Annotated in this window: 27 protein-coding genes; 18 read left to right on the forward strand and 9 right to left on the reverse strand. The window is 68.4% G+C overall.

The genetic code is table 11. From position 1 onward, the window contains the following. Positions 1-70: 70 nt before the first annotated feature. On the forward strand, positions 71-751 hold the full coding sequence (locus ACLBWH_RS17125) for a hypothetical protein (protein WP_447800041.1): 681 nt from the start codon (positions 71-73) through the stop codon (positions 749-751). 6 nt (positions 752-757) lie between these two features. On the opposite strand, the gene ACLBWH_RS17130 is transcribed toward ACLBWH_RS17125, so the two are convergent. The 3 genes from ACLBWH_RS17130 to ACLBWH_RS17140 are packed head-to-tail and all read right to left on the reverse strand — an operon-like array spanning position 758 to position 3,793. Beyond that, positions 758-1,156 (reverse strand): acyl-CoA thioesterase, encoded by a 399-nt coding sequence (locus tag ACLBWH_RS17130; RefSeq protein WP_447800042.1) that lies wholly within the window; start codon positions 1,154-1,156, stop codon positions 758-760. A gap of 10 nt (positions 1,157-1,166) precedes the next feature. Then, complete coding sequence (locus ACLBWH_RS17135) at positions 1,167-1,736, reverse strand: DedA family protein (RefSeq protein ID WP_322848639.1); 570 nt, start codon at positions 1,734-1,736, stop codon at positions 1,167-1,169. Then, positions 1,733-3,793 (reverse strand): S9 family peptidase, encoded by a 2,061-nt coding sequence (locus tag ACLBWH_RS17140; RefSeq protein WP_447800044.1) that lies wholly within the window; start codon positions 3,791-3,793, stop codon positions 1,733-1,735. The genes ACLBWH_RS17135 and ACLBWH_RS17140 overlap by 4 nt, the downstream gene beginning before the upstream one ends. A 148-nt stretch (positions 3,794-3,941) precedes the next feature. Between ACLBWH_RS17140 and ACLBWH_RS17145 the strand changes: the two genes are divergently transcribed. Then, positions 3,942-4,874, forward strand: coding sequence for a DUF808 domain-containing protein (locus tag ACLBWH_RS17145; RefSeq protein ID WP_447800046.1), 933 nt, complete (start codon positions 3,942-3,944; stop codon positions 4,872-4,874). 151 nt (positions 4,875-5,025) lie between these two features. On the opposite strand, the gene ACLBWH_RS17150 is transcribed toward ACLBWH_RS17145, so the two are convergent. After that, positions 5,026-6,492 carry an ATP-binding protein gene (locus tag ACLBWH_RS17150; RefSeq protein ID WP_447800047.1) on the reverse strand — a complete coding sequence of 489 codons (1,467 nt, stop codon included), beginning with the start codon at positions 6,490-6,492 and terminating at the stop codon, positions 5,026-5,028. Positions 6,493-6,606: 114 nt separating this feature from the next. Between ACLBWH_RS17150 and ACLBWH_RS17155 the strand changes: the two genes are divergently transcribed. The 11 genes from ACLBWH_RS17155 to ACLBWH_RS17205 all read left to right on the forward strand — a co-directional run bounded on the left by ACLBWH_RS17155 (position 6,607) and on the right by ACLBWH_RS17205 (position 13,100). Beyond that, positions 6,607-7,146, forward strand: coding sequence for a DUF1003 domain-containing protein (locus tag ACLBWH_RS17155; protein ID WP_447800048.1), 540 nt, complete (start codon positions 6,607-6,609; stop codon positions 7,144-7,146). A gap of 29 nt (positions 7,147-7,175) precedes the next feature. Next, complete coding sequence (locus ACLBWH_RS17160; RefSeq protein WP_447800049.1) at positions 7,176-7,919, forward strand: YebC/PmpR family DNA-binding transcriptional regulator; 744 nt, start codon at positions 7,176-7,178, stop codon at positions 7,917-7,919. A 181-nt stretch (positions 7,920-8,100) separates the two neighbouring features. Further along, positions 8,101-8,607: a crossover junction endodeoxyribonuclease RuvC gene (ruvC, locus tag ACLBWH_RS17165; protein ID WP_038664248.1), complete on the forward strand. Its 507-nt coding sequence runs from the start codon at positions 8,101-8,103 to the stop codon at positions 8,605-8,607. After that, positions 8,604-9,200 carry a Holliday junction branch migration protein RuvA gene (gene ruvA / locus ACLBWH_RS17170; RefSeq protein ID WP_447800050.1) on the forward strand — a complete coding sequence of 199 codons (597 nt, stop codon included), beginning with the start codon at positions 8,604-8,606 and terminating at the stop codon, positions 9,198-9,200. The genes ruvC and ruvA overlap by 4 nt, the downstream gene beginning before the upstream one ends. A 316-nt stretch (positions 9,201-9,516) precedes the next feature. Further along, on the forward strand, positions 9,517-9,723 hold the full coding sequence (locus tag ACLBWH_RS17175; protein WP_447800052.1) for a type II toxin-antitoxin system HicB family antitoxin: 207 nt from the start codon (positions 9,517-9,519) through the stop codon (positions 9,721-9,723). After that, positions 9,716-9,931: a type II toxin-antitoxin system HicA family toxin gene (locus ACLBWH_RS17180; protein WP_447800053.1), complete on the forward strand. Its 216-nt coding sequence runs from the start codon at positions 9,716-9,718 to the stop codon at positions 9,929-9,931. The genes ACLBWH_RS17175 and ACLBWH_RS17180 overlap by 8 nt, the downstream gene beginning before the upstream one ends. After that, positions 9,928-10,962: a Holliday junction branch migration DNA helicase RuvB gene (ruvB, locus tag ACLBWH_RS17185; RefSeq protein ID WP_322848374.1), complete on the forward strand. Its 1,035-nt coding sequence runs from the start codon at positions 9,928-9,930 to the stop codon at positions 10,960-10,962. Before ACLBWH_RS17180 ends, ruvB begins: the two co-directional genes overlap by 4 nt. A gap of 33 nt (positions 10,963-10,995) precedes the next feature. After that, on the forward strand, positions 10,996-11,307 hold the full coding sequence (locus ACLBWH_RS17190; protein ID WP_038664261.1) for a YggT family protein: 312 nt from the start codon (positions 10,996-10,998) through the stop codon (positions 11,305-11,307). Positions 11,308-11,317: 10 nt separating this feature from the next. Further along, entirely contained in the window at positions 11,318-11,620 is a 303-nt protein-coding gene (locus ACLBWH_RS17195) for a DUF167 domain-containing protein (protein WP_322848373.1), read from the forward strand. Further along, positions 11,617-12,483 (forward strand): bifunctional methylenetetrahydrofolate dehydrogenase/methenyltetrahydrofolate cyclohydrolase FolD, encoded by an 867-nt coding sequence (gene folD, locus ACLBWH_RS17200; protein WP_447800055.1) that lies wholly within the window; start codon positions 11,617-11,619, stop codon positions 12,481-12,483. Before ACLBWH_RS17195 ends, folD begins: the two co-directional genes overlap by 4 nt. After that, positions 12,480-13,100 (forward strand): MarC family protein, encoded by a 621-nt coding sequence (locus tag ACLBWH_RS17205; RefSeq protein ID WP_322848371.1) that lies wholly within the window; start codon positions 12,480-12,482, stop codon positions 13,098-13,100. The genes folD and ACLBWH_RS17205 overlap by 4 nt, the downstream gene beginning before the upstream one ends. Positions 13,101-13,177: 77 nt before the next feature. On the opposite strand, the gene ACLBWH_RS17210 is transcribed toward ACLBWH_RS17205, so the two are convergent. Continuing rightward, positions 13,178-14,959, reverse strand: coding sequence for an AcrB/AcrD/AcrF family protein (locus tag ACLBWH_RS17210; protein WP_447800057.1), 1,782 nt, complete (start codon positions 14,957-14,959; stop codon positions 13,178-13,180). A 59-nt stretch (positions 14,960-15,018) separates the two neighbouring features. On the opposite strand from ACLBWH_RS17210, the gene ACLBWH_RS17215 reads away from it, so the two are divergent. Both ACLBWH_RS17215 and ACLBWH_RS17220 read left to right on the forward strand, forming a co-directional pair. After that, positions 15,019-15,450, forward strand: coding sequence for a GtrA family protein (locus ACLBWH_RS17215; protein WP_322848369.1), 432 nt, complete (start codon positions 15,019-15,021; stop codon positions 15,448-15,450). Beyond that, positions 15,450-16,181 carry a class I SAM-dependent methyltransferase gene (locus tag ACLBWH_RS17220; protein ID WP_447800058.1) on the forward strand — a complete coding sequence of 244 codons (732 nt, stop codon included), beginning with the start codon at positions 15,450-15,452 and terminating at the stop codon, positions 16,179-16,181. The genes ACLBWH_RS17215 and ACLBWH_RS17220 overlap by 1 nt, the downstream gene beginning before the upstream one ends. A 102-nt stretch (positions 16,182-16,283) precedes the next feature. On the opposite strand, the gene ACLBWH_RS17225 is transcribed toward ACLBWH_RS17220, so the two are convergent. The 3 genes from ACLBWH_RS17225 to pyk form a co-directional block, all read right to left on the reverse strand. After that, entirely contained in the window at positions 16,284-18,518 is a 2,235-nt protein-coding gene (locus tag ACLBWH_RS17225) for a phosphocholine-specific phospholipase C (protein ID WP_447800060.1), read from the reverse strand. 362 nt (positions 18,519-18,880) lie between these two features. Next, positions 18,881-19,900: a glycosyltransferase family 2 protein gene (locus ACLBWH_RS17230; RefSeq protein WP_447800061.1), complete on the reverse strand. Its 1,020-nt coding sequence runs from the start codon at positions 19,898-19,900 to the stop codon at positions 18,881-18,883. A 103-nt stretch (positions 19,901-20,003) separates the two neighbouring features. Beyond that, complete coding sequence (gene pyk / locus ACLBWH_RS17235; protein WP_322848365.1) at positions 20,004-21,458, reverse strand: pyruvate kinase; 1,455 nt, start codon at positions 21,456-21,458, stop codon at positions 20,004-20,006. A gap of 75 nt (positions 21,459-21,533) precedes the next feature. Here pyk and ACLBWH_RS17240 point away from each other — a divergent pair, with 75 nt between their 5' ends. After that, complete coding sequence (locus tag ACLBWH_RS17240) at positions 21,534-21,920, forward strand: DUF1244 domain-containing protein (RefSeq protein WP_322848364.1); 387 nt, start codon at positions 21,534-21,536, stop codon at positions 21,918-21,920. 105 nt (positions 21,921-22,025) lie between these two features. Beyond that, positions 22,026-22,292 (forward strand): DUF2312 domain-containing protein, encoded by a 267-nt coding sequence (locus ACLBWH_RS17245; RefSeq protein WP_052075679.1) that lies wholly within the window; start codon positions 22,026-22,028, stop codon positions 22,290-22,292. A 241-nt stretch (positions 22,293-22,533) separates the two neighbouring features. On the opposite strand, the gene ACLBWH_RS17250 is transcribed toward ACLBWH_RS17245, so the two are convergent. Then, on the reverse strand, positions 22,534-23,208 hold the full coding sequence (locus ACLBWH_RS17250; protein ID WP_322848363.1) for a queuosine precursor transporter: 675 nt from the start codon (positions 23,206-23,208) through the stop codon (positions 22,534-22,536). Between the two features lie 118 nt (positions 23,209-23,326). On the opposite strand from ACLBWH_RS17250, the gene ACLBWH_RS17255 reads away from it, so the two are divergent. Beyond that, entirely contained in the window at positions 23,327-25,108 is a 1,782-nt protein-coding gene (locus ACLBWH_RS17255) for a PHA/PHB synthase family protein (RefSeq protein ID WP_447800064.1), read from the forward strand. Positions 25,109-25,191 lie beyond the last annotated feature (83 nt).

The following is a 25,191-nucleotide window of genomic DNA, read 5'->3' on the forward strand; positions in this document are numbered from 1 at the left end:
GTGCATGCTCGATCGATCCACCTGACGTTTCCGCTCGCCGTGCCGTAGCGGCGCGGGTAGGGTCGGCGGCATGAACGATACCGCCTCCGCCGGCGGCGCCACCGGCGCCAGCCTCCTCCCCGACAGCACTGACGCGTTCACCATCGCGCATCTCGCGGTATTGGCGATCTTCGCGCTGCTGGTGATCGCGGCGATCGTCTGGGGCGCGCGGCTGAAGGCGCGGCGCAAGGCCGCCGAACGCCATATCGAAACCCACAACGAGGAGGTGGTCGCCGCCGCACCCGCCGAACCGGCGCCGACGCCTGTGCAGGCCCCACCCCCGCCCCCGCCCCTGGCGCGGCGTGCGGAGGATGCGGCGCCGGCCGAGCCGGCCCGCGATCCGCTGGCGGACGAACCAATCGCCGCCACCGCGCCGCTCGACGCCGCGCCGGCGGTCGAGGCGGTGTCGGCCCCCGCTCCTGATCCTGCCCCTGCCCCCGCGCCTGACCCTGCCCCGGCGGGCGAATCGCCCGCCGATGCGCCGGTGGGGACGCTGAAGGGGCTCGGGCCGAAGCTCACCGCGCGGCTGGCCGAGCTGGGCATCACCACGGTCGGGCAGGTCGCGGCGCTGAGCGACGACGAGGCGATGCGGCTCGACGCACAGCTCGGGCCGTTCGCCGGGCGGATCACGCGCGATCGCTGGATCGAACAGGCGCGCTTCCTCGCCGCGGGCGACCGCGCGGGATTCGAGGCGGTGTTCGGCCGGCTCTGACGCCGGTCAGCGGTCGAGGAAGGGCGCGGCGAGTTCGGGCCGCACGCGCAGCAGCCGGCCCGTCGCGCGGTCCAGCAATGCCCAGGCCGTGACCGCCTCCACCTTCACCTTGCCGTCGGCGCCGGTGAAGCGGACGTGGCGGTCGAAGCGCGCGCCCTTGGGCGGTTCGGGGACCCAAGTCTCCCCCGTCACCGTCTCGCCGGCGGCGACGTTGCCGCGATAGTCGATCGCGTGCCGGGTGACGACCCAGACCAAAGCGGCACGGTCCGCCGCCGACGCGACCGCCTCCCAATGCGCGACGGCGATGTCCTGGATCCAGCGCACCCACACCGCATTGTTGACGTGGCCGAGCTCGTCGATGTCGTCCGCCGCGGCGGTGATCGACAGGGTGAAGCGGCCGCTCATCGCCGCCCCGTCATGCCTGCCGCCGCCGGCGCCACCAGCGGAAGGCGGCGAACAGCGTGCCGAGCACCACCGCCGCCAGCGCCACCCACAGCCATTGCCGGCCATGCGGGCGATAGCGGCCGAGCAGTTCGGCGATGCCTGTGCCGAAGACATAGCCGAGGCTGGTGAACAGCACCCCCCAGATCGCCGCGGCGATCGCGTTGATCCACAGGAAGGTGCGCGTCGGCACATGGGTGGTGCCGATCGCGATCGGGCTGACCGTGCGTAATCCGTAGAGGAAGCGGAAGAGGAAGATGAAGCCGATCGGATAGCGTTCGAGCGTGTCGAGCGCCTTGGCGAAGGCGGGCTTGGCCTGCGCACGCTGCACCCAGCGATGGTTGCGGAAGCGTCGCCCGGCGGCGAAGAACGCCTGATCGGCGACGAACGAGCCGGTCGCCGCGGCGATCATCGCGCCGGGCAGCGACAGCATCCCCTCATGCGCGAACAGCCCGCCGGCGAGCACCATCGTCTCGCCCTCGATCCCCGCGCCGAGGAACACCGCGGCGAGCCCGTATTGGGCGATGAGCGTCTCGATGCTCAGCGGTCGATCCCGAGCTGCCAGAGCACGAAGGCGTGCTCCTCGGCCGCTTCGCGCAGCGATTCGAACCGGCCCGACTTGCCGCCATGGCCCGCGCCCATATTGGTCTTGAGCAGCAGCACGTTATCGTCGGTCTTGGTGGCGCGCAGCTTCGCCGCCCATTTCGCCGGCTCCCAATAGGTCACGCGCGGATCGTTGAGCCCGCCCGAGATGAACATCGGCGGATATCCTTGCGCGACGACATTGTCGTACGGGCTGTAGCTGCGGATCAGCTCGAACGCCGCTCTGTCCTCGATCGGATTGCCCCATTCGGGCCATTCGCCCGGTGTGAGCGGCAGATCGGCGTCGAGCATCGTGTTGAGCACGTCGACGAACGGCACGTCGGCGATCACCGCGCCCCACAGCTCGGGATCGGAATTGACGATCGCGCCCATCAGCTCGCCGCCCGCCGAGCGGCCGGCGGTGGCGATGCGGCCGGCGCTAGTCCAGCCGGCGTCGATCAGCCCCTTCGCCACGTCGACGAAATCGTTGAACGTGTTGGTGCGCTTTTCGAGCTTGCCGTCGTGATACCATTGCTGGCCGAGATCGTCGCCGCCGCGGATATGCGCGATCGCATAAGCGAAGCCGCGGTCGAGCAAGGAGAGCCGCCCGGTCGAGAAGCCGGGCGGGATCGCATAGCCGTAGGCGCCATAGGCATAGAGGAACAGCGGCTGCGACCCGTCGCGCTCGAACCCCGCGGGATAGACGATCGACACCGGAATTTCGGTGCCGTCGCGCGCAGCGATCTTGAGCCGTTCGGTGCGATAGCCCGCAGCGTCATAGCCGGCGGGAATCTCCTGCACCTTGAGCACGTCCAGCGCGCCGGTGGCGACGTCGTAATCGTAGACGGTGCCGGGCGTGACCATCGATTCATAGCCGAGGCGCAATGTGTCGACGGCATATTCGGGATTGTCGCCCAGGCCGGCGGCATAGCTCGCTTCGGGAAAGGCGATGCGCTGCGGCTCGGTCGGCGCGTCGTAGCGGTGGATCGCGATCTGATCGAGCCCGTCCAACCGCCCCTCGACGACGAAGAAGTCGCGATAGCATTCGACGCCGGTCATGTAGAAATGCGCGTCGGCGGGGATCAGCTCGTGCCACTCGCCGGGCGCATCGATGCTCGCGGTGCACAGCCGCCACATCGGATCGGTGTCGTTGGTGTGGATGAACAGCGTGCCGTCATGCGCGTCGACGTCATATTCGCGCCCCTCCTTGCGGGGAGCGACGAGGATCGGCGTCGCCAGCGGATCGTTCGCCGGGAGCAGCCGCACCTCGCTGGTGACATGGTCGCCGGTGCCGATCACCAGCCACTGGCGATCGCTGGTCTCGGCGACCGCGACGCGATAGCCCTCGTCCTCCTCGTGGAACAGCTCGACGTCGTCGCTCACCGGCGTGCCGAGCCGGTGGAAGCGGGCATTGTCGGTGCGCCATTGTTCGTTGGCGAGGCCGTAGAGGAAGCCGGCATCGTCGCTGGTCCAGACGATGTCGGAGAGCATGCCGGGAATCACCTCGGGCAGATGCGCGCCGGTGGCGAGGTTCTTGACGCGCACCTCGAACCGCTCCGCGCCGCTGTCGTCGATCGCATAAGCAAGATGGCGGCCGTCGTTGCTGATCGCGAAGGCGCCGAGCCGGAAATATTCCTTGCCCTCGGCGAGCGCGGGTTCGTCGAGCAGCAGCTCGTCGGGACCGCCCGCCACGGGCTTGCGCCACCATTTGCGATATTGGCCGCCGGTTTCGTAGGCGGTCCAGTAGAGCCAGTCGCCGTCCTTCTGCGGCACCGAGGATTCGTCTTCCTTGATGCGCGCCTTCATCTCTTCGTACAGCCGGTCGACCAACGGCTGGTGCGGCGCCATCACGCTTTCGAAATACGCGTTCTCCGCCGCAAGATAGGCGAGCACGTCGGGGTCCGCGACCTCCGGATAGTCGGGGTCCTTCAGCCAGGCATAGGGATCCTCGATGGTGATGCCGTGCGTGGTGAAGCTGTGCGGGCGCCGGGCGGCGACGGGCGGCGTGATATCGGTCATCATTCTGCCTTAGCTGCGCGATCGGGAGCCGTCATGCCCTTCCCCGCGCAATCGGGCAGCCGAGCAACAAAGCGGAAACACCTCGCTTATTGAACCGTTCCGCCGCCGCCGCCATGGCTGCTCCCCGGACAATCGGGGGATATTGGACATGGCCGGCGGACTGGTGGCGTTGCTCGACGATATCGCGGCGATGGCGAAACTCGCCGCCGCCAGCCTCGACGACGTCGCCGGCGCGGCGGGCAAGGCGGGCGCGAAGGCGGCGGGCGTCGTCATCGACGATACCGCGGTAACGCCGACCTATGTCGTCGGGCTGAGCCCGGCGCGCGAACTGCCGATCATCGGCAAGATCGCGCTGGGGTCGCTCAAGAACAAGCTGCTGTTCCTGCTGCCCGCGGCGCTGGTGCTCAGCGCGTTCGCACCCTGGGCGATCACGCCGATCCTGATGATCGGCGGCGCCTATCTCTGCTTCGAGGCGGCGGAGAAGATCGTCGGCGCGCTGACCGGCCACGGCCATGGCGACGATGCCGCGACCGAGACCGATCCCAAGGCGCTGGAGGACCGGCAGGTGTCGGGCGCGATCCGTACCGACCTGATCCTGTCGGGCGAGATCATGGCGATCGCGCTGGGCGAGCTGAACGGCCAGACCCTGCTCAACCAGGGCATCGCGCTCGCGCTGGTGGGGATCGCGATCACCGTCGGCGTCTATGGCGTCGTCGCGCTGATCGTGAAGATGGACGATATCGGCCTGCACCTCGCGCAGAAGCCGGGCGCGGGATCGCAGGCGTTCGGGCGCGGGCTGGTGTCGGCGATGCCGGTGGTGCTGAAGGCGCTGTCGCTGATCGGCACCGCGGCGATGGTCTGGGTCGGCGGCGGGATCATCGTCCACGGCATGGAGGCGTTCGGGGTGATCGGCCTGCCCCACGCGCTGCACGCCGCCGCCGAGGGCGCCGCGCATGCGGTCGGCGTGCTGCCGGGGGTGGTGAACTGGGTGGTGACCGCGGTGGGATCGGGGATCGTCGGCCTGATCGTCGGCGGCGCGATCATCGGCCTGCTCCACCTGCTGCCGCGCAAGGGGCATTGAGCCCCAAAGTCCTCCCTCGCTTTAGCGGGGGAGGGGGACCGCCGGCCGCAGGCCGGTGGTGGAGGGGGCGTCTCCGCAAACGCCGAGCTCACCGTATCTTCTCCCTCCGTCACCGCTTCGCCGTGCCACAGTGCCGGGGGAGGAATTGAAGTCAGCCCGCCTCGCTCGCCGCGGTGGTCCACCCCAATCGCGGGATCGTAATCGAACGTTTGCCCGACAAATCCACCCGCGCGACGAACAATTCGCGGCTCTCGATATAGCCGATCAGCCGCCGCACCCGCCCCAGCGAACTCGTCCCGTAGGTCTCCGCCAGCGCCGTATCCGACGGACACGGCTCCCCGCTCTTCGCAGCGCGGGCGACCAGCAGGAAGGCGCCGATCATGTCGTCGGGCAGGGAATAAGCGAGCTCCATCGCCTCGGCCCATTGCGGGTCGGTGACGTCGAAAATCCCCGCGCGCGCCGCGGACAGCCGGCGGGTGAAACCGGGCAGGTCGAGCGGCGGCTTGGCGAGCCCGGCCATCCGGCAGCGCACCTGGAAATCCTGGAACAGCACCGACGGCGGGCGCAACGCCGAATCGCGATCGGCGACGATCGCCTCCAGCACGCCCGCATAGATGCCCTCGACCTCGTCGTCCGACTTGTCGGGGAGCGGCGCGAGCGTGGTCTGCTGCGAGGCCGGCCGCTCGATCGTGTCGAGTAGTTCGTCCGCCGGCACCCGGCGCGGGCGCGACTCGAAGCTCATCGGCAGCTGCGGCGCCTCTTCGGGCGGCGGCGCGAAGATCAGTTGCTGGAGGTTCTCCGCCGGCGCGCTCGGCAGCGGGGTCAGCTTGGGGCTGCCGCTGCGCGCCGACGTGGCGACCTCGCCGATCTTCACCGTGATCGGCCGCCGCGACACCGCCGGCCCGAGCGCGAGGAAGGTGCCGCGCGCGAGATCGCGGATCACGTCGGCCTGGCGCCGCTCCATCCCGAGCAGGTCGGCGGCGCGCGCCATGTCGATGTCGAGGAAGGTGCGGCCCATCAGGAAGTTGCTCGCCTCCGCCGCGACGTTCTTGGCGAGCTTGGCGAGTCGCTGCGTCGCGATCACCCCGGCAAGGCCGCGCTTGCGGCCGCGGCACATGAGGTTGGTCATCGCCGACAAAGACGCTCGGCGCACCTCCTCGCTGACCTCGCCGCCCGTCACCGGCGCGAACAATTGCGCCTCGTCGACGACGACCAGCGCTGGATACCAATGTTCGCGCGGCGCATCGAACAAGGCCGACAGGAAGGCGGCGGCGCAGCGCATCTGTCCCTCCGCCTCCAGCCCCTCGAGGCTGAGCACGACGCTCGCGCGATGCTCGCGCAGCCGGGTGGCGATGCGCGCGATCTCGGGCACCGAATAATCCGCCGCCTCGATCACGACATGGCCGTACGGCCCGGCGAGCGTAACGAAATCGCCCTCGGGATCGATCACCACCTGCTGCACCTGCCCCGCCGAGCCTTCGAGCAGGCGGCGCAGCAGATGCGACTTGCCCGACCCCGAATTGCCCTGGACGAGCAGCCGGGTGGCGAGCAGTTCTTCGAGGTCCATGGTCACGGGCGCGCCGCGGTCGTCGCTGCCCATGTCTACGCTGACGGTCATTGGTTGCGCGTTTGGCGTATCCGGGGGGGGCGGGGCAAGCGCTTTGCGTCCGGTTGCCGCAGGGCGATACGTCCGGTACGGCACCGCCGCCCGCCCCGACCAAGGACGCATCCGATGGCACAGCTCCCCCTCGCCGATCTCGCCCAGCGCCTGCTGCGCAAACCCGCCCATGCGCTCGATCCCGAGGAGCGGCGCGTCCTCGACTCCATCGACAGCGGCACGATCGTCAGCCGCGACGCCGCCGACGAAGCCGACGCGCGGTCCAGCTTCGGCGAGCGCCTGTCCGACCGGGTCGCCGCGATCGGCGGGTCGTGGACCTTCATCATCGCCTTCACCGCGGTGTTGATCGGATGGATGCTGCTCAATTCGGACGTGCTGGCGCATTTCGGCGCGGCGTTCGATCCCTTCCCCTACATCTTCCTCAATCTGATGCTGTCGACCGTCGCGGCGATCCAGGCGCCGGTGATCATGATGAGCCAGAACCGGCAGGCGGCGAAGGACCGGCTGGCCGCCAGCCTCGATTACGAGACCAATTTGCGCGCCGAGCTCGACATCCTGCGGCTGCATGAAAAGCTGGACGGCGTGGTGCTCGACCGGCTCGCCGCGCTGGAAGCGAAGATCGACGCTCTGGCGAAAAGCGTACCCACCGCCTAAAGGCACAGGATTATTCGCTAGAGGCAGTCATGGCAGGCCATTCCAAGTTCAAGAACATCATGCACCGCAAGGGCGCGCAGGATAAGAAGCGCTCGGGCATGTTCTCCAAGCTCAGCCGCGAAATCACCGTGGCGGCGAAAATGGGGATGCCCGACCCCGACATGAACCCGCGGCTGCGCGCCGCGGTCAACGCCGCCAAGGCGCAGTCGATGCCCAAGGACAATATCCAGCGCTCGATCGACAAGGCGAGCCGCAGCGATACCGAGAGCTACGAAGAGATCCGCTACGAAGGCTTCGGCCCCGGCGGCGTGTCGCTGATCATCGAGGCGCTGACCGACAACCGCAACCGCACCGCGACCAACGTGCGCACCGCGGTCGCCAAGAACGGCGGCAATCTCGGCGCGAGCGGATCGGTGAGCCATGCCTTCGACCGCGTCGGCCTCATCAACTATCCCGCGAGCGCCGGCGATGCCGAGAAGGTGTTTGAGGCGGCGCTGGAAGCGGGCGCGGAGGACGTCACCTCCTCGGAGGACGGCCACGAGATCTGGACCGCGGTCGGCGACCTGCACGAGGTCGCCAAGGCGCTGGAGCCGGTGCTCGGCGAGCCCGAGGGCGCCAAGCTCGCCTGGCGGCCGCAGACGATGGTGTCGGTCGACGAGGGCGATGCGGCGACCTTGTTCAAGCTGATCGACACGCTCGACGATGACGACGACGTGCAGACCGTCTGGGGCAATTACGAGGTCTCCGACGAGGTGATGGAGAGACTGGGTTGAACCCTTGGTTCTGGCTGGGCCTCGCTGCCGCGATATATTGTTTTGCGCGGGGCTTTGGCGACCTTAGTCGGCGGGCATATGCCTGGGGGCTGACCGGAATCACTAGCGGAGCCATCATGTTGATGATTCCGAACCCGAACAATGTGGTCTCGATCACTATTCCTGCCCCCGGAGCGTCACGCTGATTATTCTCGGCCTCGATCCCGGGCTCGGCACAACCGGCTGGGGCGTCATCCATGCCGACGGCAATCGGCTGTCGCACATCGCCAACGGGCAGATCCGCACCGATCCGTCGATGCCGCTGCCGCGGCGCCTGTCGAACCTGCATGCCGCGTTGATCGACGTGATCCTCACCGAACGGCCCGACGGCGCCGCGGTCGAGGAAGTTCTCGGCAACACCAATGCGCAGTCGACGCTCAAGCTGGGGCAGGCGCGCGGCGTCGTGCTGCTCGCCGCGGCGGGCAACGGGCTGCATATCGGCGAATATCATCCCTCGACCGTCAAGAAGGCAGTGGTCGGCACCGGCGGCGCCGAGAAACGGCAGATCCAGGCGATGATGGCGGTGCTGCTGCCCGGCGCGAAACTCGCCGGACCCGATGCAGCCGACGCGCTCGCGGTGGCGATTACACATGCGCACCACCTCGCCTCAGCGCAGGGCATGGCGCGGCGGGCGCGGGTAACCGCATGATCGCGCATCTGAAAGGCCGGCTCGAAGCGACCGGGATCGATTATGCGGTGATCGACGTCGGCGGCGTCGGCTACCTCATTGGCGCCTCGGCGCGGACGCTGGCGGCGATCGGGCCGGTCGGCGAGGCGGCGATGCTCCATACCGAGATGCTGGTAACCGAGGATTCAATCCGCCTCGTCGGGTTCGCGCGCGCCGAGGAGCGCGACTGGTTCCGGCTGCTCACCGGCGTGCAGGGCGTGGGATCGCGGGTCGCGCTGGCGATCCTGTCGGCGCTGGACACCGCGGAGATCGCGCGCGCGGTGTCGGCGCAGGACAAGGCGATGGTGGCGCGTGCCAACGGCGTCGGGCCGAAGCTCGCCGAGCGGATCGTGCGCGAATTGAAGGATAAGGTCGGGATGGTGGCGCTCGGCCCGGCGGCGGCGGCGCAGGTCATGCCGGCCGGCGCGGCAGCGGATGCGGTATCGGCGTTGCTCAACCTTGGCTTCCGCCCCGCCGAAGCGGCGAGCGCGGTCGGCGCGGCGGAAGAGGACCTCGGGCCGTCCGCGACGCTCGACGCCCTGGTGCGGCTGGCGCTGCGCAAGGCGGCGAAGTAGCGGCCGCATTGCTGGACGCTCCGGCAAAACGGGACTATATCGGGAACATGGCGCAGCTTCACGTCTCCCCGCCGGCTGGTCCATGCGTTGCAATCTAGATTGGTCGAGACGACCATTACGGCGCGGAACGCGTGAAGGTTCTGAAGGGCGAAGGGATCGCATCGGCTGTCATCGATCTGGACCGGCATACGATCATCGCCAGGCTCATCGCCGACGACCCGGACGTACGTCATTGAGCGGGGCTGACGGTTCGGTTGCACACTGGCGCCGTGCAAATGGCCGAAGTAGCTGCGAATAAATTGCCGAGGAGGCCTGCATGCACGTGACCGCAATTCTGAGCCATGCCGACGAGGGGGGCTTCACCGCCTTCAACCCGGAAACCGGCACGGCGACGCAGGGCGAGACGATCGACGAGGCGCTGGCCAATCTGCGTGAGGCCGTCGAACTGTATCTTGAGGAATTCCCGATGGCCACGCGTGCAGCGCCCTTCGTAACCACCTTCGATGTCGCGGTGCATGCCTAAGCTTCCGATCTTGTCGGGTGCGGAGATCATCCGGATGCTGGAACGACTGGGTTTCGAACAGGTGAGGCAGCGCGGCAGTCATGTCGTCCTGCGTCGTGGCGAGGTCGGCTGCGTCATTCCCCTCCATAAGGAAGTGAAGACCGGCACGCTGGCAAGCCTGCTCCGTCAGGCCGGCGTGACGATCGACGAATTGTTGGCCGCCCAGTGACCGACGACCGTCTCCTCTCCGCCAGCCGCCGTCCCGAGGACGTCGATGCGGCGCTCCGCCCGCGCAGCCTCGATGAATTCGTCGGGCAGCAGGCGGCGCGCGAGAATCTGCGCGTGTTCATCGAGGCGGCGCGCGGGCGCGGCGATGCGCTCGACCATGTGCTGTTCTTCGGGCCGCCGGGGCTCGGCAAGACGACGCTGGCGCAGATCATCGCGCGAGAGATGGGCGTCGGCTTCCGCGCCACCTCCGGCCCGGTGATCGCCAAATCGGGCGATCTCGCCGCCTTGCTCACCAATCTCGAGGACGGCGACGTGCTGTTCATCGACGAGATCCACCGGCTGCAACCCGCGGTGGAGGAAGTGCTGTATCCGGCGATGGAGGATCGTGCGCTCGACCTGATGATCGGCGAGGGGCCGTCGGCGCGCAGCGTGCGGATCGACCTGCCCAAGTTCACGCTCGTCGGCGCGACGACGCGGCAGGGGCTGCTGACCACGCCGCTGCGCGACCGGTTCGGCATTCCGGTGCGGCTGCAATTCTACACCGTCGAGGAACTGACCCGCGTCGTCACCCGCGCCGCTGGGCTGCTCGACCTCGGCATCGCCCCCGATGGCGCGAGCGAAATCGCGCGGCGCGCGCGCGGCACGCCGCGCATCGCCGGGCGGCTGCTGCGCCGGGTGCGCGACTTCGCCAATGTCGCGGGGACGCCGACCGTCGACCGTGCCGCCGCAGATCGCGCGCTCAACCGGCTCGAGGTCGATTCTCTCGGGCTCGACGCGATGGACCGGCGCTATCTGCACATGATCGCCGACATCTATCGCGGGGGGCCGGTGGGCGTCGAGACGCTCGCCGCCGGGCTCAGCGAGCCGCGTGATACGATCGAGGAGGTGATCGAGCCCTATCTCATCCAGCTCGGCCTCGTCGCGCGCACCGCGCGCGGGCGCGTGCTCAACGCCGGCGGCTGGAAGCATCTCGGCCTCAACCCGCCCGCCGGATCGCAGGACGGCCTGTTCGACGCGCCCCAGACCGGCTAGGTCGGGCGCCAGTCCCTTATCCCGGAGCCTCGCGTGATCGCGCTTACCCTTATCCAGATCATCCAGGTGCTGCTGAACGTGCTGTGGTGGATCATCATGATCCAGTTCGTGCTGTCGCTGCTGATCGTGTTCAACGTGATCAACACCTCGAACAATTTCGTCAGCCAACTGCATTACGGTCTCGACCGGCTGACCGAGCCGCTCTACCGGCCGCTGCGCCGGATCCTGCCCAACATCAGCGGCATCGACCTTGCGCCGCTGGTGGTGCTGATCATCATCCGCATCCTCGACAGCGTCATCCTGCCGAACATCGCGACCAGCCTGCTGGTCAACGGCGCGGTCTGATCCGCCGCCGATGCCGGCGTGGACGATCCGCGACGACGGTCTTCTCGTCGCGATCCGGGTGACGCCGCGCGGCGGGCGCGATGCGATCGCCGCCGGCACCGAAGAGCATCTCGCCGCGCGCCTCGCCGCCGCGCCGGTCGACGGCAAGGCCAATGCCGCGCTGATCGCGCTGGTCGCCAGCACCTTCGGCGTTCCGAAACGCGCCGTCACGCTGGTCGGCGGCGATACCGCGCGATTGAAGCGGTTGCACGTCGCCGGCGACGCCGCCGCGCTGGCGAAAATCGCCGCCGCGCTTTATGAGACCGCGGCATGACCGCCACGATCATCGACGGCAAGGCGCATGCCCTTGCCCTGCGCACCCGCGTCGCCGCCCATGTCGCCACCTTCCGCGAGGCCACCGGCCGCGCGCCCGGCCTCGCCGTCGTGCTGGTCGGCGAGGACCCCGCCTCGGCGGTCTATGTCCGCAACAAGGGCAAGGCGACTCGCGACGCCGGCATGGCAAGCTTCGAGCATCGCCTGCCCGTCGATACCGATGCCGAGACGCTGCTCGCGCTGGTCGCGCAGCTCAACGCCGATCCCGCGGTCGACGGCATCCTCGTCCAATTGCCGCTGCCCGCGCATATCGATGCGCAGGCGGTGCTGCTCGCGATCGATCCCGACAAGGACGTCGACGGCTTCCACCCGGTCAATGCCGGCCGGCTCGCGATCGGCGCGGAAGGGTTCGTGCCATGCACGCCGCTCGGCTGCCTGATGCTGCTCAAGGATATCCACCCGAAACTGTCGGGGATGGAGGCGGTGGTCGTCGGCCGGTCGAACATCGTCGGCAAGCCGATGGCGCAATTGCTGCTCCAGCAGAGCTGCACCGTCACGATCGTCCACAGCCGCACGCGCGACGTCGCCGCGCATCTGCGCATGGCGGATATCGTCGTCGCCGCGGTCGGCATCCCGCGCTTCATCCAGGGCGATTGGATCAAGCCGGGCGCGAGCGTGATCGACGTCGGCATCAACCGCACCGATGACGGGCTGGTCGGCGACGTCGATTTCGCCGCGGCCAGCGCGGTGGCGGGCGCGATCACGCCGGTGCCGGGCGGCGTCGGGCCGATGACGATCGCCTGCCTGATCCGCAACACCTATGTCTCGGCGTGCCGCCGCGAGCGGCTAGAGGCGATGCTGTGATCGAGCTGTTCGTCTCGACGCTGATCACCTTCTTCGTCATTATCGATCCGCTCGGCTGCGCGCCGATCTATGCCGGCCTGTCGGCGGGCGCCTCCCCCATCCAGCGACGCGCGATGGCGATCCGTGCGGTCGGGGTGGCGACCGTCATCCTGCTGGTGTTCGCGCTGGCGGGCGAGGCGCTGCTCCGCGGGCTTGGCATCAGCCTGGCGAGCTTCCGCATCGCCGGCGGCATCATGCTGTTCCTGATCGCGCTGGAAATGGTGTTCGAGAAGCGCACGCAGCGCCGCGAGGATCGCGCCGCCAAGGTAGCGCACGATCCCGAGGCGGACGACGTGTCGATCTTTCCGATGGCGATGCCGATGATCGCAGGGCCGGGCTCGATCGCCTCGGTGATGCTGCTCGTCGCGCGCACCAACGGCATCGAGGCGACGTTGGTCGTGCTCGCGGCGATGGGGGTGATCCTGTTGCTGACGCTGGTGGCGCTGCTCGCGGCGGGACCGCTGATGCGGCTGCTCGGCGCGCGGATCGAGGCGGTGATCACGCGGCTGCTCGGCGTACTGCTCGCGGCGCTGGCGGTGCAATTCGTGATGGACGGGTTGCAGGTGAGCCTGCGGTAGCGGCAGGCGTACCCCTTTCCTCCCCCTCCGTCACGCCTTCGGCGCGCCAGAGGGGGAGGACACGGCGCCCTCCCGGCTCAATCCACCTTGAACAAGCGCAGCGGCGAGTTGTTCGGCAGCGGTAGCGGCGTCAGCCACGCCGGCACCTCACCATGCGCGAGCTGGTCGTAGAAGCCGCCGGGATCGCGCGCGCGATAGTTGGTCGATTCCGAATGGTTGGGACAGAGCAGCAGCATCGTCGCGCCGTGGCGCCGGATGATCGCATGCGCCCGGTCAGCGCTCCCGCCGAAGGCATGCTGGACGTCGAGGATCGCGTCGCCGTTGCGGTGATACGGCCCGGCGATCGCATCGTGATGCGTCACCGTGATCAGCCGCGGCCCGAGGTCGACGAAGGTGAAGATCGTCTGCGCCGGATAGCGGTCGAGCGCCTTCAGCACGGTATAGCGCACGCAGCTTCCGGTCGAACGATTGACCCGCTTGGTATAGGCATTGGGGACGTCGACCGGCAGATATTTGATGATCAGCCCGGCGAACAATCCGGAGACGATCAGGAACGCCGCCACCGTGCCGCCGATCCGCACCGGCCACGAACGATGTTCGAGCAGCCACGGCAGCACGATCCAGCCGAGCAAGGTCGCGCCGGGCACCGCGAGCATCTGCGCCGCCGGTCCTGCGCGGACCTGCCACAGCAGCATCAGGCAGGCGAAGGTGACGAACAGCGCCACCGCGCTCCAGCCGATCAGCGCCGGCGAGCGCCGTGCCCGCCACGTGCCGAGGATCACCCCGACGACGCCGACGATCGGCAGCGCCGCGATCGGAAAGCCGAGGCGGAACGGGTGTTTGTAGATCGGCTTCGCCTCGCGGACGTTGTTCAGCCAATTCTTCTGGAGTTCGGGCGAGACGCCCTCGGGCCGGCCGAGGCATTGCGGGAAGAAATGGACGAAACCCGCCGCGATCACCGCGCCCGCCGCGACCGCGAGCCCGATGCGCAGGCCTCGCGACGTCGGGTTGAGCCACGCCAGCAGGAACAGCAATGCCCCCGCCGCGACGGTGACGCTCAGCCACACCGGGGTCAGCGCGTCGCAGCGCATCGCGTAATTGGCGTAGGAGGCGAACGCCGCGAAACCGATCGCGCTGCCGCCGCCGAGGCTCAGCGCATAGGCCTGCAACCGCTGCGCCTCGCCGCGGTCCCAGACCCAGCGTAGCGCGAGGATCGCGCCCGCCATCGCGCAATAGGGCAGCATCTCCAGCCCGATCGCGAGGCTGATCGCGCTCGCCAGACCGACCATCAGCCCGCCGCGCGCGCCCTTGCCGTCGCACAGGCCGGCGACGGTGAGGCTGAGCATCGCGAGCTGCCAGCCGTGATGGTCGATCCGTTCGGGCAGGAACATCAGCATCGTCGCCGAGGTGCCGAGCAGGAAGATCAACGCCAGCGGCCAGGCGCGTGGATCGATCAGCCGCCGCACCGTCGCCGCCACGCCGAGCATGGCGATCGACAGCGGCAGCAGCGGCGCGATCCCGCACGCCAGCCGCTCCGCCCAGGCGTTGCTGGTGAACAGGCGGAAGAACAGGATCAGCCCGGCGATCGGCAGGTCGACGATGCGGCTCCAGTGGATGTCGAAGCCGACCGGCGGATTGAGCCGGTAATTGCGCAGATCGTACCAATCCTGCCCGGCGAGCCAGGCGCGCACCTGCATCAGCCGCATATTGTCGTCGGTGTCGCCGAGCGACAGCCAACGCACCAGATTCCAGTCGTTCCAGACGTACCAGATCGCCACGCCGAGCCAGGCGACGAGGGTGAGCGCGATCCAATGCCGGGCGAGCGCGTCGTCCAGCCGACCGCGGGGAGCTATGTTCAACTGAGCGACTTTCGTTTTGGCCGTTTCGTTCCCGGAGCAATGCCTTTAGGGCGGGGCGGATGGCGAGGGAAGCACCGGCACGACTTGCGGCGATGCGCGACAGCGGCATGCTGGGGCAGATGATCCGCTTCGGCATCGCCGGCGGCATCTCGACGCTGATCTATTCGGCGGTCTATCTGCCGCTCACCGCCTGGGTCTTCCCGCGCGAGCACGCCGTCTATGCGGTGCCGTTCGCCTTCGCCGTCGCGGTGACCGCGGGTTTCTTCCTGCACAGCCGCTGGAGCTTCAAGGGCCATGGCACGCGCCGCCGCGGCGGCTGGCAGCAGGCGCAGTTCGTCGGGGTGCAGGCGACCGGCATGGCGCTCAACGCGATCGTCACCTGGATCGGCACCGCGCATTTCGGCTTGCCCGCCTGGGCGCCATTGCTGCCCGCGGTGGCGCTGGCGACGATCGTCACCTTCATCCTCAATCGCTGGCTGGTGTTCGCTTAATGGATCGCATCGTCTACGACCGTATGGCCGCGCATGACTCCACCCATTGGTGGTATCGCGCGCGCCGCGACATCCTGAGCGATTATCTCACCCGCTACGGCGCCTTGCCGAAGGACGCGCGCATCCTCGAGATCGGCTGCGGCACCGGCCACAATCTGCCGATGCTGGCGAGCTTCGGGACGGTCGACGCGATCGAGATCGATCCCGCCGCGCGCACCATCGCCAGCGAACGGCTCGGCCGTCCGGTCGGCGACGCGCCGCTGCCCGAACTGCCCGGCGTCGCGCGCGGATCGTACGACCTCGTCGCGGTGCTCGACGTCGTCGAGCATATCGCGGACGACGTCGCGGCGCTGAAGGGGATGGCGAGCCTGCTCAAGCCGGGCGGCAAGATCCTGATCGCGGTGCCCGCGCACCAATGGCTGTGGAGCGCGCACGACGTGGTCAACCACCACCATCGCCGCTATTCCAAGGCGTCGCTGGCCAAGGCGATCGCGGCGGCGGGGCTCGCGCCGCGCAAGCTCACCTATTTCAATTCGCTGCTGTTCCCGCTCGCCGCGGCGGCGCGGATCGCCGGACGGCTGACCGGCCGCGACGACAGCGACGATTCGCCCCCCGCCAAACCGCTCAACGCGCTGTTCGAAACGATCTTCCGCCTCGAACGCCACGCGGTCGGCCGCGTGCCGCTGACGCCGGGCGTGTCGATCGTGACGCTGGCGGAGCCGCGAGGCTGATTTCTCGCATATGCGGGATTGCTCGCGAAGCGTCCTCACTCACTCCGTCAGCCCCGGACTCGTTCCGGGACTGACGGGCTGCGCGGGGCGAACCGGATCGCCTCACTCCCCCATCGCGGGATCGCTGACCGAATGCGCGCCGGTCTCCACCCGGCCGGCGAAGCGTCGGGTAAACAAGCGGTCGCTGTCGCAGCGGACCGCGAAATCGTACCAGCGGCCGCTGTCGGTCAGCGACCAGTGGAGCGTCGTCTGGCCCGGCGCAGCGACCTGAGCGGTCCACGGGCCGTCCTGCCGATAGGCGCGCGCTTCGACGGTGAAGGTGCAGGCCGCACCACCGCCGTTCGTCAGGTCGACATAGACCTCGCCGTTGGCGACATCGTAGCAGACGCGGATCTCGGGACTGGCGGCGCCGCCGGACAGACGATTGGCGTCGCCGGTGAAATGGCGGTGGTAGCCGTTCGGCCCGAGCACCCACAAATCGTAGCGGCCCTGATTGTCGCGGCCGGCGTTCCAGCTATCGTCGAGCGTCTTGCCCGCCTCGACGACGTAGCGGCGCGGCACCCGACCGAGATTGTAGCGGTCGTAGACGTGGAACACCGCCGCCTGCGTGCCGCTGTTGGCGAACAGCAACTGGACCGTGCCGGCCGCGGCGACGCGCGCACTGGTGTGCAGCTCGTACGGCAGCGCGCGCGACGGGCGATAGCCGGTGGCCTGGATCGGCAGGCTGGCATCCTGCGGCACCGGCACCTTGGGCAGCGCCGCCTGGGCGGCGCGCAGCGTGTCGGCGTCGGCGCGGCTGCTGCGGCCGCTCAACGTCGGCAGCGCCTCGGTATTGGGCGTCGCGAAGTTGAACGCGCTGGTCAGGTCGCCGCATACCGCACGGCGGCAGGGGGCGATATTGGGCTCCTGCACGCCGAACCGTGCTTCGAGGAAGCGCAGCACCGACGTATGATCGAACGCCTGCGAATTGACCCAGCCGCCGCGGCTCCATGGCGACACGACGAACAGCGGCACGCGCGGTCCGGGGCCGAAGACGCGGCCGTCCGCCTTGGGCTGCGACTTGCTGTAGGCGGGCGCGCCTTGGGTGAAATATTCATAGGCCATCGCCGCGTCGGACAAGGTCGATTTTCCCGCCAGCGATCCGTCGGCATTGCGCGACGGCGCCGAGGGTGACGGCAGGTGATCGAAATAGCCGTCGTTCTCGTCATAGTTGATGAGCAGGACGGTCTTGCTCCACACGTCGGGGCTGGCGGTGAGCGCGTCGAGCACCTCCTGGATGAACCAGGCGCCCTGTACCGGGCTCGACGGGCCGGGATGCTCGCAATAGATCGACGGCGCGTGCAGCCACGACACCTGCGGCAAACGACCGTTCGCCACGTCGCTGCGGAAGGTGTCGAGGTACCGGTCGGGCGTCGCGCCGGGCAGCGTGTTGGCGATCCCCTTGTAGAGCGGGGCCCTGGCATCGTCGGTGGTGCGGTCGTAGGCGTGATAGGGCAGCGCCTGGCCGGTCTGCCAATAGGGTTTGCCCGGCGCGCCGCCGCTCGACACCGGATAGCCCGAGGCGACGTTGGCGCGGCGGAACGGCACGAACGCGCCGAGCATGTTGTCGCCCCATTCGTCGGGCATGTTCTGGTAGCAGATCCAGCTCACCCCGGCCTTTTCGAGCCGCTCGGCATAGGTCATCCAGGTGTAGCCGATGTCCTGCGTCGCGGGGTCGCCGTCGATCGCATCCCATTCGTTGTTGACGAACACCCCATTGGCCGCCGCCGTCGCGCCGTTGGTGCCGGTGATGTGGAAGCTGCGGTTGACGTCGGTGCCCGAGTGAACCGCGCAATGGTAGGCGTCGCAGAGGGTGAAGGCGTTGGCCAGCGCGAACTGGAACGGCACCTCCCGTTCCTTGAAATAGCCCATCGACCCATCGGTCTTCGACACCGGCCAGCTCGTCATCCGGCCGCCGTCCCACGCGCTTTGGCTGTCGCTCCACGAGTGCGGCACGCCGGTAGCGCGCTGCGCGTTATTGGCGGTGCCGTCGAGATGATAAGGGGTCAGCACGCTGCCGTTCGAGCGCGTCTGCTGCCAGACGCTGCGGCCGCCGGGCAGCGGGATCGGGAAGCGATCGCCGAAGCCGCGCACGCCCTTGAACGTACCGAAATAATGATCGAACGCGCGATTCTCCTGCATCAGGATGACGACGTGCTCGACGTCCTTGAGCGTGCCGGTCGCATTGTTGGCGGGAATGGCCAGCGCGCGGCGGATCGACAGCGGCAAAGCGGCGAGCGCCCCCGCCGCAGCGGCGCCGGCACCGGCGAGCCGCAGGAAATCGCGTCTGTTGGTCACGGATCAGATCCTAACTGGAAGCGGGGAGCGGACGACGCGCGTCACGGCGCGCAATGTTTGAGCACGGTCTTGCTCGGCTGCGGCTGCGGCTGCGTAGCGGAGCCATCGCTTTCGGCGATCGACTGACCACGGCAGGAGGCAAGCAAGGCGCAAGCAAGAAGAGCGCCGATGCAATATGTCGCGCGGCGCCGTGATGCACTCGGGCAGCTGCGGAAAGACTTGCTCGTCACAGATACGGCCCCTGCTTCGCTCGTGGACGAGGGGCTCCTATGCGGTCGATGCTGCAACCTGGTGACAGGTTGGCGAAGCCGGCTGACTTATTTGGAAAGCCGGGTCATGCCAGCAGCTTGGACAATGCGCGCCTATTCCGCGGCGTTGCGCACGTCCGGCATCTCGAACTCGGGCGAGGGTTCGGCGGCGTTGAAGCCGAGGGTCGAGCGGCCTTTTACCGGGCCGGCGATGTCGGCGACGAGATAGAGCGGGCGGCGCTTCGATTCGATGTAGAGGCGGCCGAGATATTCGCCGATCATGCCGAGCACGAACATCTGCGCCGCCGACAGGATCGTCACGACGAGCATCGTCGAGGTCCAGCCCTGTACCGGCGAACCCTCGAAGAACCCCCACAGGATGTAGAAGAGCAACAGCAGCGAGGCACCGGCGAGGATCACCGAGGCGTGGCTGGCGAAGCGCAGCGGCGCGGTCGAGAAGCCGGTGACCGCGTCGAAGGCGAGCCGCACCATCTTGCCGAGCGGGTAATTGGTCTCGCCGGCGTGGCGCTCGGCGCGATCGTAGGGGAAAGGCACCTGACGGAAGCCGACCCAGGCGACCATGCCGCGGATGAAGCGCGCCTGTTCGGGCAGCGACAGCAAGGCGTCGAGCGCGCGGCGGCTCATCAGCCGGAAATCGCCGGTGTCGAGGGGGATCGGCGTGTCGGTGACGCGGTCGAGCACGCGATAGAAAGCCGCCGCGGTCGCCTTTTTGAAGATCGTCTCGCCCTCGCGCTTGCGGCGCACCGCGTAGACGACGTCGGCACCCTCGGCGGTCATCGTCGCGCGCATGTCGGTGAGCAATTCGGGCGGGTCCTGCAAATCGGCGTCGATGATCAGGATCTGTTCGCCCGAACACAAATCGAGCCCCGCGGTCAGCGCGAGCTGGTGGCCGTGGTTGCGCGATAGATTGATCGCGACCAGCCGCGGGTCCTGTTCGCTGAGCCGCTGCATCACCGCCCAGCTGTCGTCGCGGCTGCCGTCGTTGATCAGGACGATCTCGTGATCGTCGCCGACCGCGGCACGGGCCGCCGCCGCGACCCGCGCGTGCAGCAGCTCCAGGCACGCGGCCTCGTTATAGCACGGGATGACGACGGACAGTGCGGGGCGGTACATGACCCCCCGTCCTTAGCGGCTCGCACGCCCGTCATCCATACGTAACGTCGGCGTTATGGTCGTAGGCGCCGCCCAAGTAGCGCGCGGCGCCTATGACGGGCGCTCAGCTATAGTCCTTGAGCTCGTCGCCGATGATGCGGACGACGTGGAGCACGTTGGTCGAGCCGGGGGTGCGGAACGGCACGCCGGCCATCACGATCACCCGGTCGCCCGCCTGGGCGATGCCGGTGCGCAGCGCCATCCGCTTGGCCTTGCCGACCATGTCCTCGAACGATTCGACGTCGCGGGTGTGGACGGCGTGCGTGCCCCACAGCAGGCCGAGCCGGCGCGCAGTCTCCTTGCTCGGGGTGAGCACGAGGATCGGCACCGACGGCCGCTCGCGCGCGATGCGGCGCGCGGTCGAGCCCGAGGTGGTGAAGCAGATGATCGCGGTCGCCGAGGTGGTCTTGGCGATCTGCTTGGCGGCTTCCGACAAGGCGTCGGCGGTGGTCGGGTCGGGGCGCGTCACGGTGAAATGGACGCGGTCGCCGTGCATCGGGTCGCTTTCGACCGAGACGCCGATCGAATTCATCATCGCGACCGATTCGACCGGCCACGCGCCCGCCGCGCTTTCCGCCGAGAGCATGATCGCATCGGCGCCGTCGTAGATCGCGGTGGCGACGTCGGACACTTCGGCGCGGGTCGGCGACGGGCTCTGGATCATCGATTCGAGCATCTGCGTCGCCACCACCACCGGGCGGCCGAGCCGGCGCGAGGTTTCGACGATACGCTTCTGGAGCGGCGGCACGGTCTGCGGCGGCAATTCGACGCCGAGGTCGCCGCGCGCGACCATCACGCCGTCGCACATCTCGACGATCTCCTCGAGCCGGTCGATGGCCGCGGGCTTCTCGATCTTGGCGAGCAAGGCCGCCTTGCCGCCGATCAGCTTGCGCGCCTCGGCAAGGTCCTCGGGCCGCTGCACGAAGGACAAGGCGATCCAATCGACGCCCTGTTCGACCGCCCAGGCGAGATCGCTGCGATCCTTCTCGGTCAGCGCCGCCATCGGCAGCACGACGTCGGGGACGTTGAGCCCCTTGTTGTTCGACAGCGCGCCGCCGACCTCGACCAAGGTCTCGATCCGGTCGGCGTCGTGATCGGTGACGCGCAGCACCAGCTTGCCGTCGTCGAGCAGCAGGCGCGCGCCCGGCTCGATCGCGGCGAAGATCTCCTTGTGCGGCAGCTCGACGCGGGTGGCGTCGCCCGGCGTCGGATCGCGGTCGAGCACGAAGGTGCTGCCGTGTTCGAGCATCGTGCGCCCGCCCTCGAACTTGCCGACGCGCAGCTTGGGGCCTTGCAGATCGGCGAGGATCGTCGTCGGCCGATTGAATTCCTGTTCGAGCGAGCGGATCGCCTGGATCACCGCGACCTTGGACTGCTGGTCGCCATGGCTCATGTTGACGCGGAAGGCGTCGGCGCCCGCTTGGAACAGCGTCGCGATCATCTCGGGGGTGTTGCTTGCCGGACCTAATGTCGCCAGCACGCGAACCTTTCGCGCGCGGGGCGCAATGGCAGTCGTCATAGAAAGGGCTCCTGGGGAATGGCCGCGCTCCCCTCTAACCCCTATCTAGGAGCGATCAACTTCCGAAAGGTTTCCATGACCGACAAACTCGCCGCGCTGCCCGACGCGGTCGCCGCGGCGGCGTTCCGCCGCCTCGTCCACCACCTGCGCCATCGCACCGATGCGCAGAACGTCGACCTGATGGGCCTGTCCGGATTCTGCCGCAACTGCCTGTCCGACTGGATCGAGGAGGCGGGCGGCCTGACCAAGGCCGAGGCGCGCGAGACGATCTACGGCATGCCGCAGGCCGAGTGGAAGGCGCGCTACCAGAGCGAGGCGACGCCCGAACAGCTCGCCCGGATGGAGGAAAGCCTCAAGCGCAACGAAGGTCGCGATGACCGCGACGCGGCATTGGACGAGGCGCTCGACGAGAGCTTCCCGGCGAGCGATCCGCCCGCGATGACCGAGCCCGGCCGGGGTTGAGCCCGGCGGGCTAAACGCCTAGACGCCCGCCCCTACCGGCATGCGTCCGGTATCCTTTCAGCGAATCATATGAGGGCCGCAGGGTGCCTGCGGCGGGGTGGGACAATGGCGGAAGAACGGCAAGACGGCATGGGCGGCGGCCAGGTCGCGGCGGACGAGCTGCGCCTCCTGATCGAGCGCGCCGAGCGGCTCGAGGAAGAGAAGAAGGGCATCGCCGACGACATCAAGGACGTGATGGCCGAGGCCAAGGGCCGCGGCTACGACCCCAAGGCGATCCGCAAGATCCTCTCGATCCGCAAGAAGAAGAAGGAAGAGTACCAGGAGGAGGAGGCGATCCTCGAAGTGTACATGCAGGCGCTCGGGATGATCTGATCGACAGGGCGGAGCGGCGCGTCTGGCCGCACTGCCCCCACATTCGCGGCGTCACCCCGGATTCGTGCGACGCCTATGCGATATCAGCACGGATCCCATCAGGGCTGTACCCCGGCGGAGGCCGGGGCCCAGTTGGGTGAAGAATTGTAACGACTTACAACGGCCTTCCCAGCTGGGCCCCGGCCTTTGCCGGGGTACAAGTCTGGGCCGTGCCGAGGTCACCGCCGCGACGCTTCCGGCGTCAGCCGCGGTCGAGCCGCCGGCCCAGCCCGACGAACAGATAGATCAGCGGCGGCACCAGGATCGCCGAGAGCAGCACCTTGGCGATCATCTGGCCGAGCAGCAGCTCGCCGATCGGGAAGACGCCGGCGAAGGCGATCGTCACGAACAGCAGCGTATCGACGATCTGGCTGAGCACGCTGGCGATGCCGGCGCGCAGCCACAGCAGCCCGCTGCCCTCGCGCCCCTTGAGCGCGGCGAAGATCGTCACGTTGAGCGTCTGCGAGATGCCATAGGCCACGATGCCGCCCAGCCAGATGCGCGGCGTGCCGCCCATCATCATCGCGAAGGCGTCGCGGCGCGCCGGGTCCATATCGGCGGCGGCGGGCACCGACAGGACGACGACCGACAGCAGGATCGACACGATCAGCGGCGCGAAGCCGACCCGCACCAGCCGCGTCGCGGTGTCGCCGCCGTGCAGTTCGGCGACCGCGCTCGACACGACGACGAGCAGCAGGAAGGCGAAGATGCCCGCCTCCACCGCGAGCGGTCCGAGGCCGACGACCGGGCCGAGCGCGGACAGCGGACCGAGCGCGACCTGTTTGTTGCCGAGCACGCCGGCGATACACACCATGCCGCCGTAGAAGATCGAAAAAGCGAAGAGCGAGCGCGGGATAGCGCGAACCGAAGTGTCCATCGCCGCGACGCTAGCGGCTTTCGCCCGGCCTGCAAACCGCGCGCGGGGGCGCCGGTGCGGATAGCCATTCCCACGCACGTCCGGCGCGGGTAACGTCGCCGGCGGAGAAGAGGATGCCATGGCCGATCCACACGACGACCAGACCGCCCGCGCACAGGCCGCCGATCCCGGCGCCACCCCTGGCGCACCCGATCTCGCCGAGCTCCAGCATTGGACTTGGGTGATGGGCCGCGCGCAGCAGATGATGATGGAGCAGGGCCTGGGGCTGATGACGGCGGGCGGCGCGATGCCCGAGGCGGCGCCCGCCCCGCTGGTCAACCCGGCGCTGGTCCGCCAGACGCAGGATTATTGGCGCGACAATCTGGCGCTGTGGCAGCGCTTCGTCGATCCCGCCGCGGCGGTGCCGCCGCCGCCGCAATCCGACGGCGACGCGCGCGACAGGCGCTTCAAGGCGGCGGCGTGGCGCGACGATCCCTGGTTCGACTGGATCCGCCGCAGCTACAATCTGATCGCCGACCATATGCTGCGCGGCGTCGACGCGCTCGACGGCGTGCCCGAGCGGCAGAAGGAGCAATGGCGCTTCGCCGCGCGCGGGCTGGTCGAGGCGATGAGCCCGTCCAACTTCCCGCTGACCAACCCCGAGGTGGTCGAGAAGACGATCGCGACCAAGGGGCAGAACCTGCTCGACGGGCTCAGGAACATGCTCGCCGACATCCAGAAGGGCCAGCTCACCCATACGTCCGAAGGCGCGTTCGAGGTCGGCCGCAACCTGGCGACGACGCCGGGCAAGGTGGTCAAGCGCACGCCGCTGTACGAGCTGATCCAATATACGCCGACCACCGACCGCGTCATGGCGACGCCGCTGGTGATCTTCCCGCCGTGGATCAACCGCTTCTACATCCTCGACCTGACCCCCGAGAAGAGCTTCATCCGCTGGGCGGTGGAGCAGGGCATCACCGTCTTCATGGTGTCGTGGAAGTCGGCGGACGCGTCGATGAAGGACGTCGTGTGGGACGATTACGTCACCGCGCAGGTCGATGCGGTCGATACGATCCGCGCCGCGCTCGACGTGCCGGCGGTGCATACGATCGGCTATTGCGTCGCCGGCACGACGCTGGCGGCGACGCTGGCGCTGCTCGCCGCGCGGGACGAGGCGGACAAGGTCGCCAGTGCGACCTTCTTCACCGCGCAGGTCGACTTCGCGCAGGCCGGCGAGCTGCAGCATTTCGTCACCGACGAGCAACTGGCGCTGATCGGCACCTTGTCGCCGCAGGGGTTCCTCGACGGGCGCTATATGGCGGCGACGTTCAACCTGCTGCGCGGGCGCGACCTGATCTGGAATTACGTCACCAACAATTATCTGCTGGGGTCCGACTACACGCCGTTCGACCTGCTCCACTGGAACGGCGACACCACCAATCTGCCCGCGAAATGGCATCTGTCGTATCTGACCGATCTCTATCGCGACAATCTGCTCGTCCAGCCGGGCGCGATGTCGGTGGCGGGCGAAGCGCTCGATCTTCGCCGGGTGACGACGCCGGCCTATGTCCAGGCGGGGCGCGAGGATCATATCGCGCCCGCCGACAGCGTCTGGCGAATCACCCATCTGCTGCGCGGGCCGTTGCGCTTCGTGCTCGCCGGATCGGGGCATATCGCGGGCGTGGTGAACCCGCCCGCGGCGGGCAAATATCAATATTGGACCAACGAGGCGGGCGCGCAGAGCCTCGACGACTTCGTCGCCGGCGCGACCGAGACGAAGGGGAGCTGGTGGCCGGATTGGCTCGCCTGGCTGCGCGCGCTCGACGGCGAAACCGTCGCCGCCGAGCGCGCACGGCGGCCCGGCGAAGGCACGCTGGCGGCGCTCTGCGAGGCGCCGGGAGACTATGTCCGCGCACGATAACGCTATCATGCTGCACCGCACAATTTGACTTGAAAGATAGCGGTCTAACGGCTATTGTGCGTTGCAGCATAATAGCTGGAGTA

The sequence above is a fragment of the Sphingomonas sp. M6A6_1c genome (assembly GCF_053345135.1).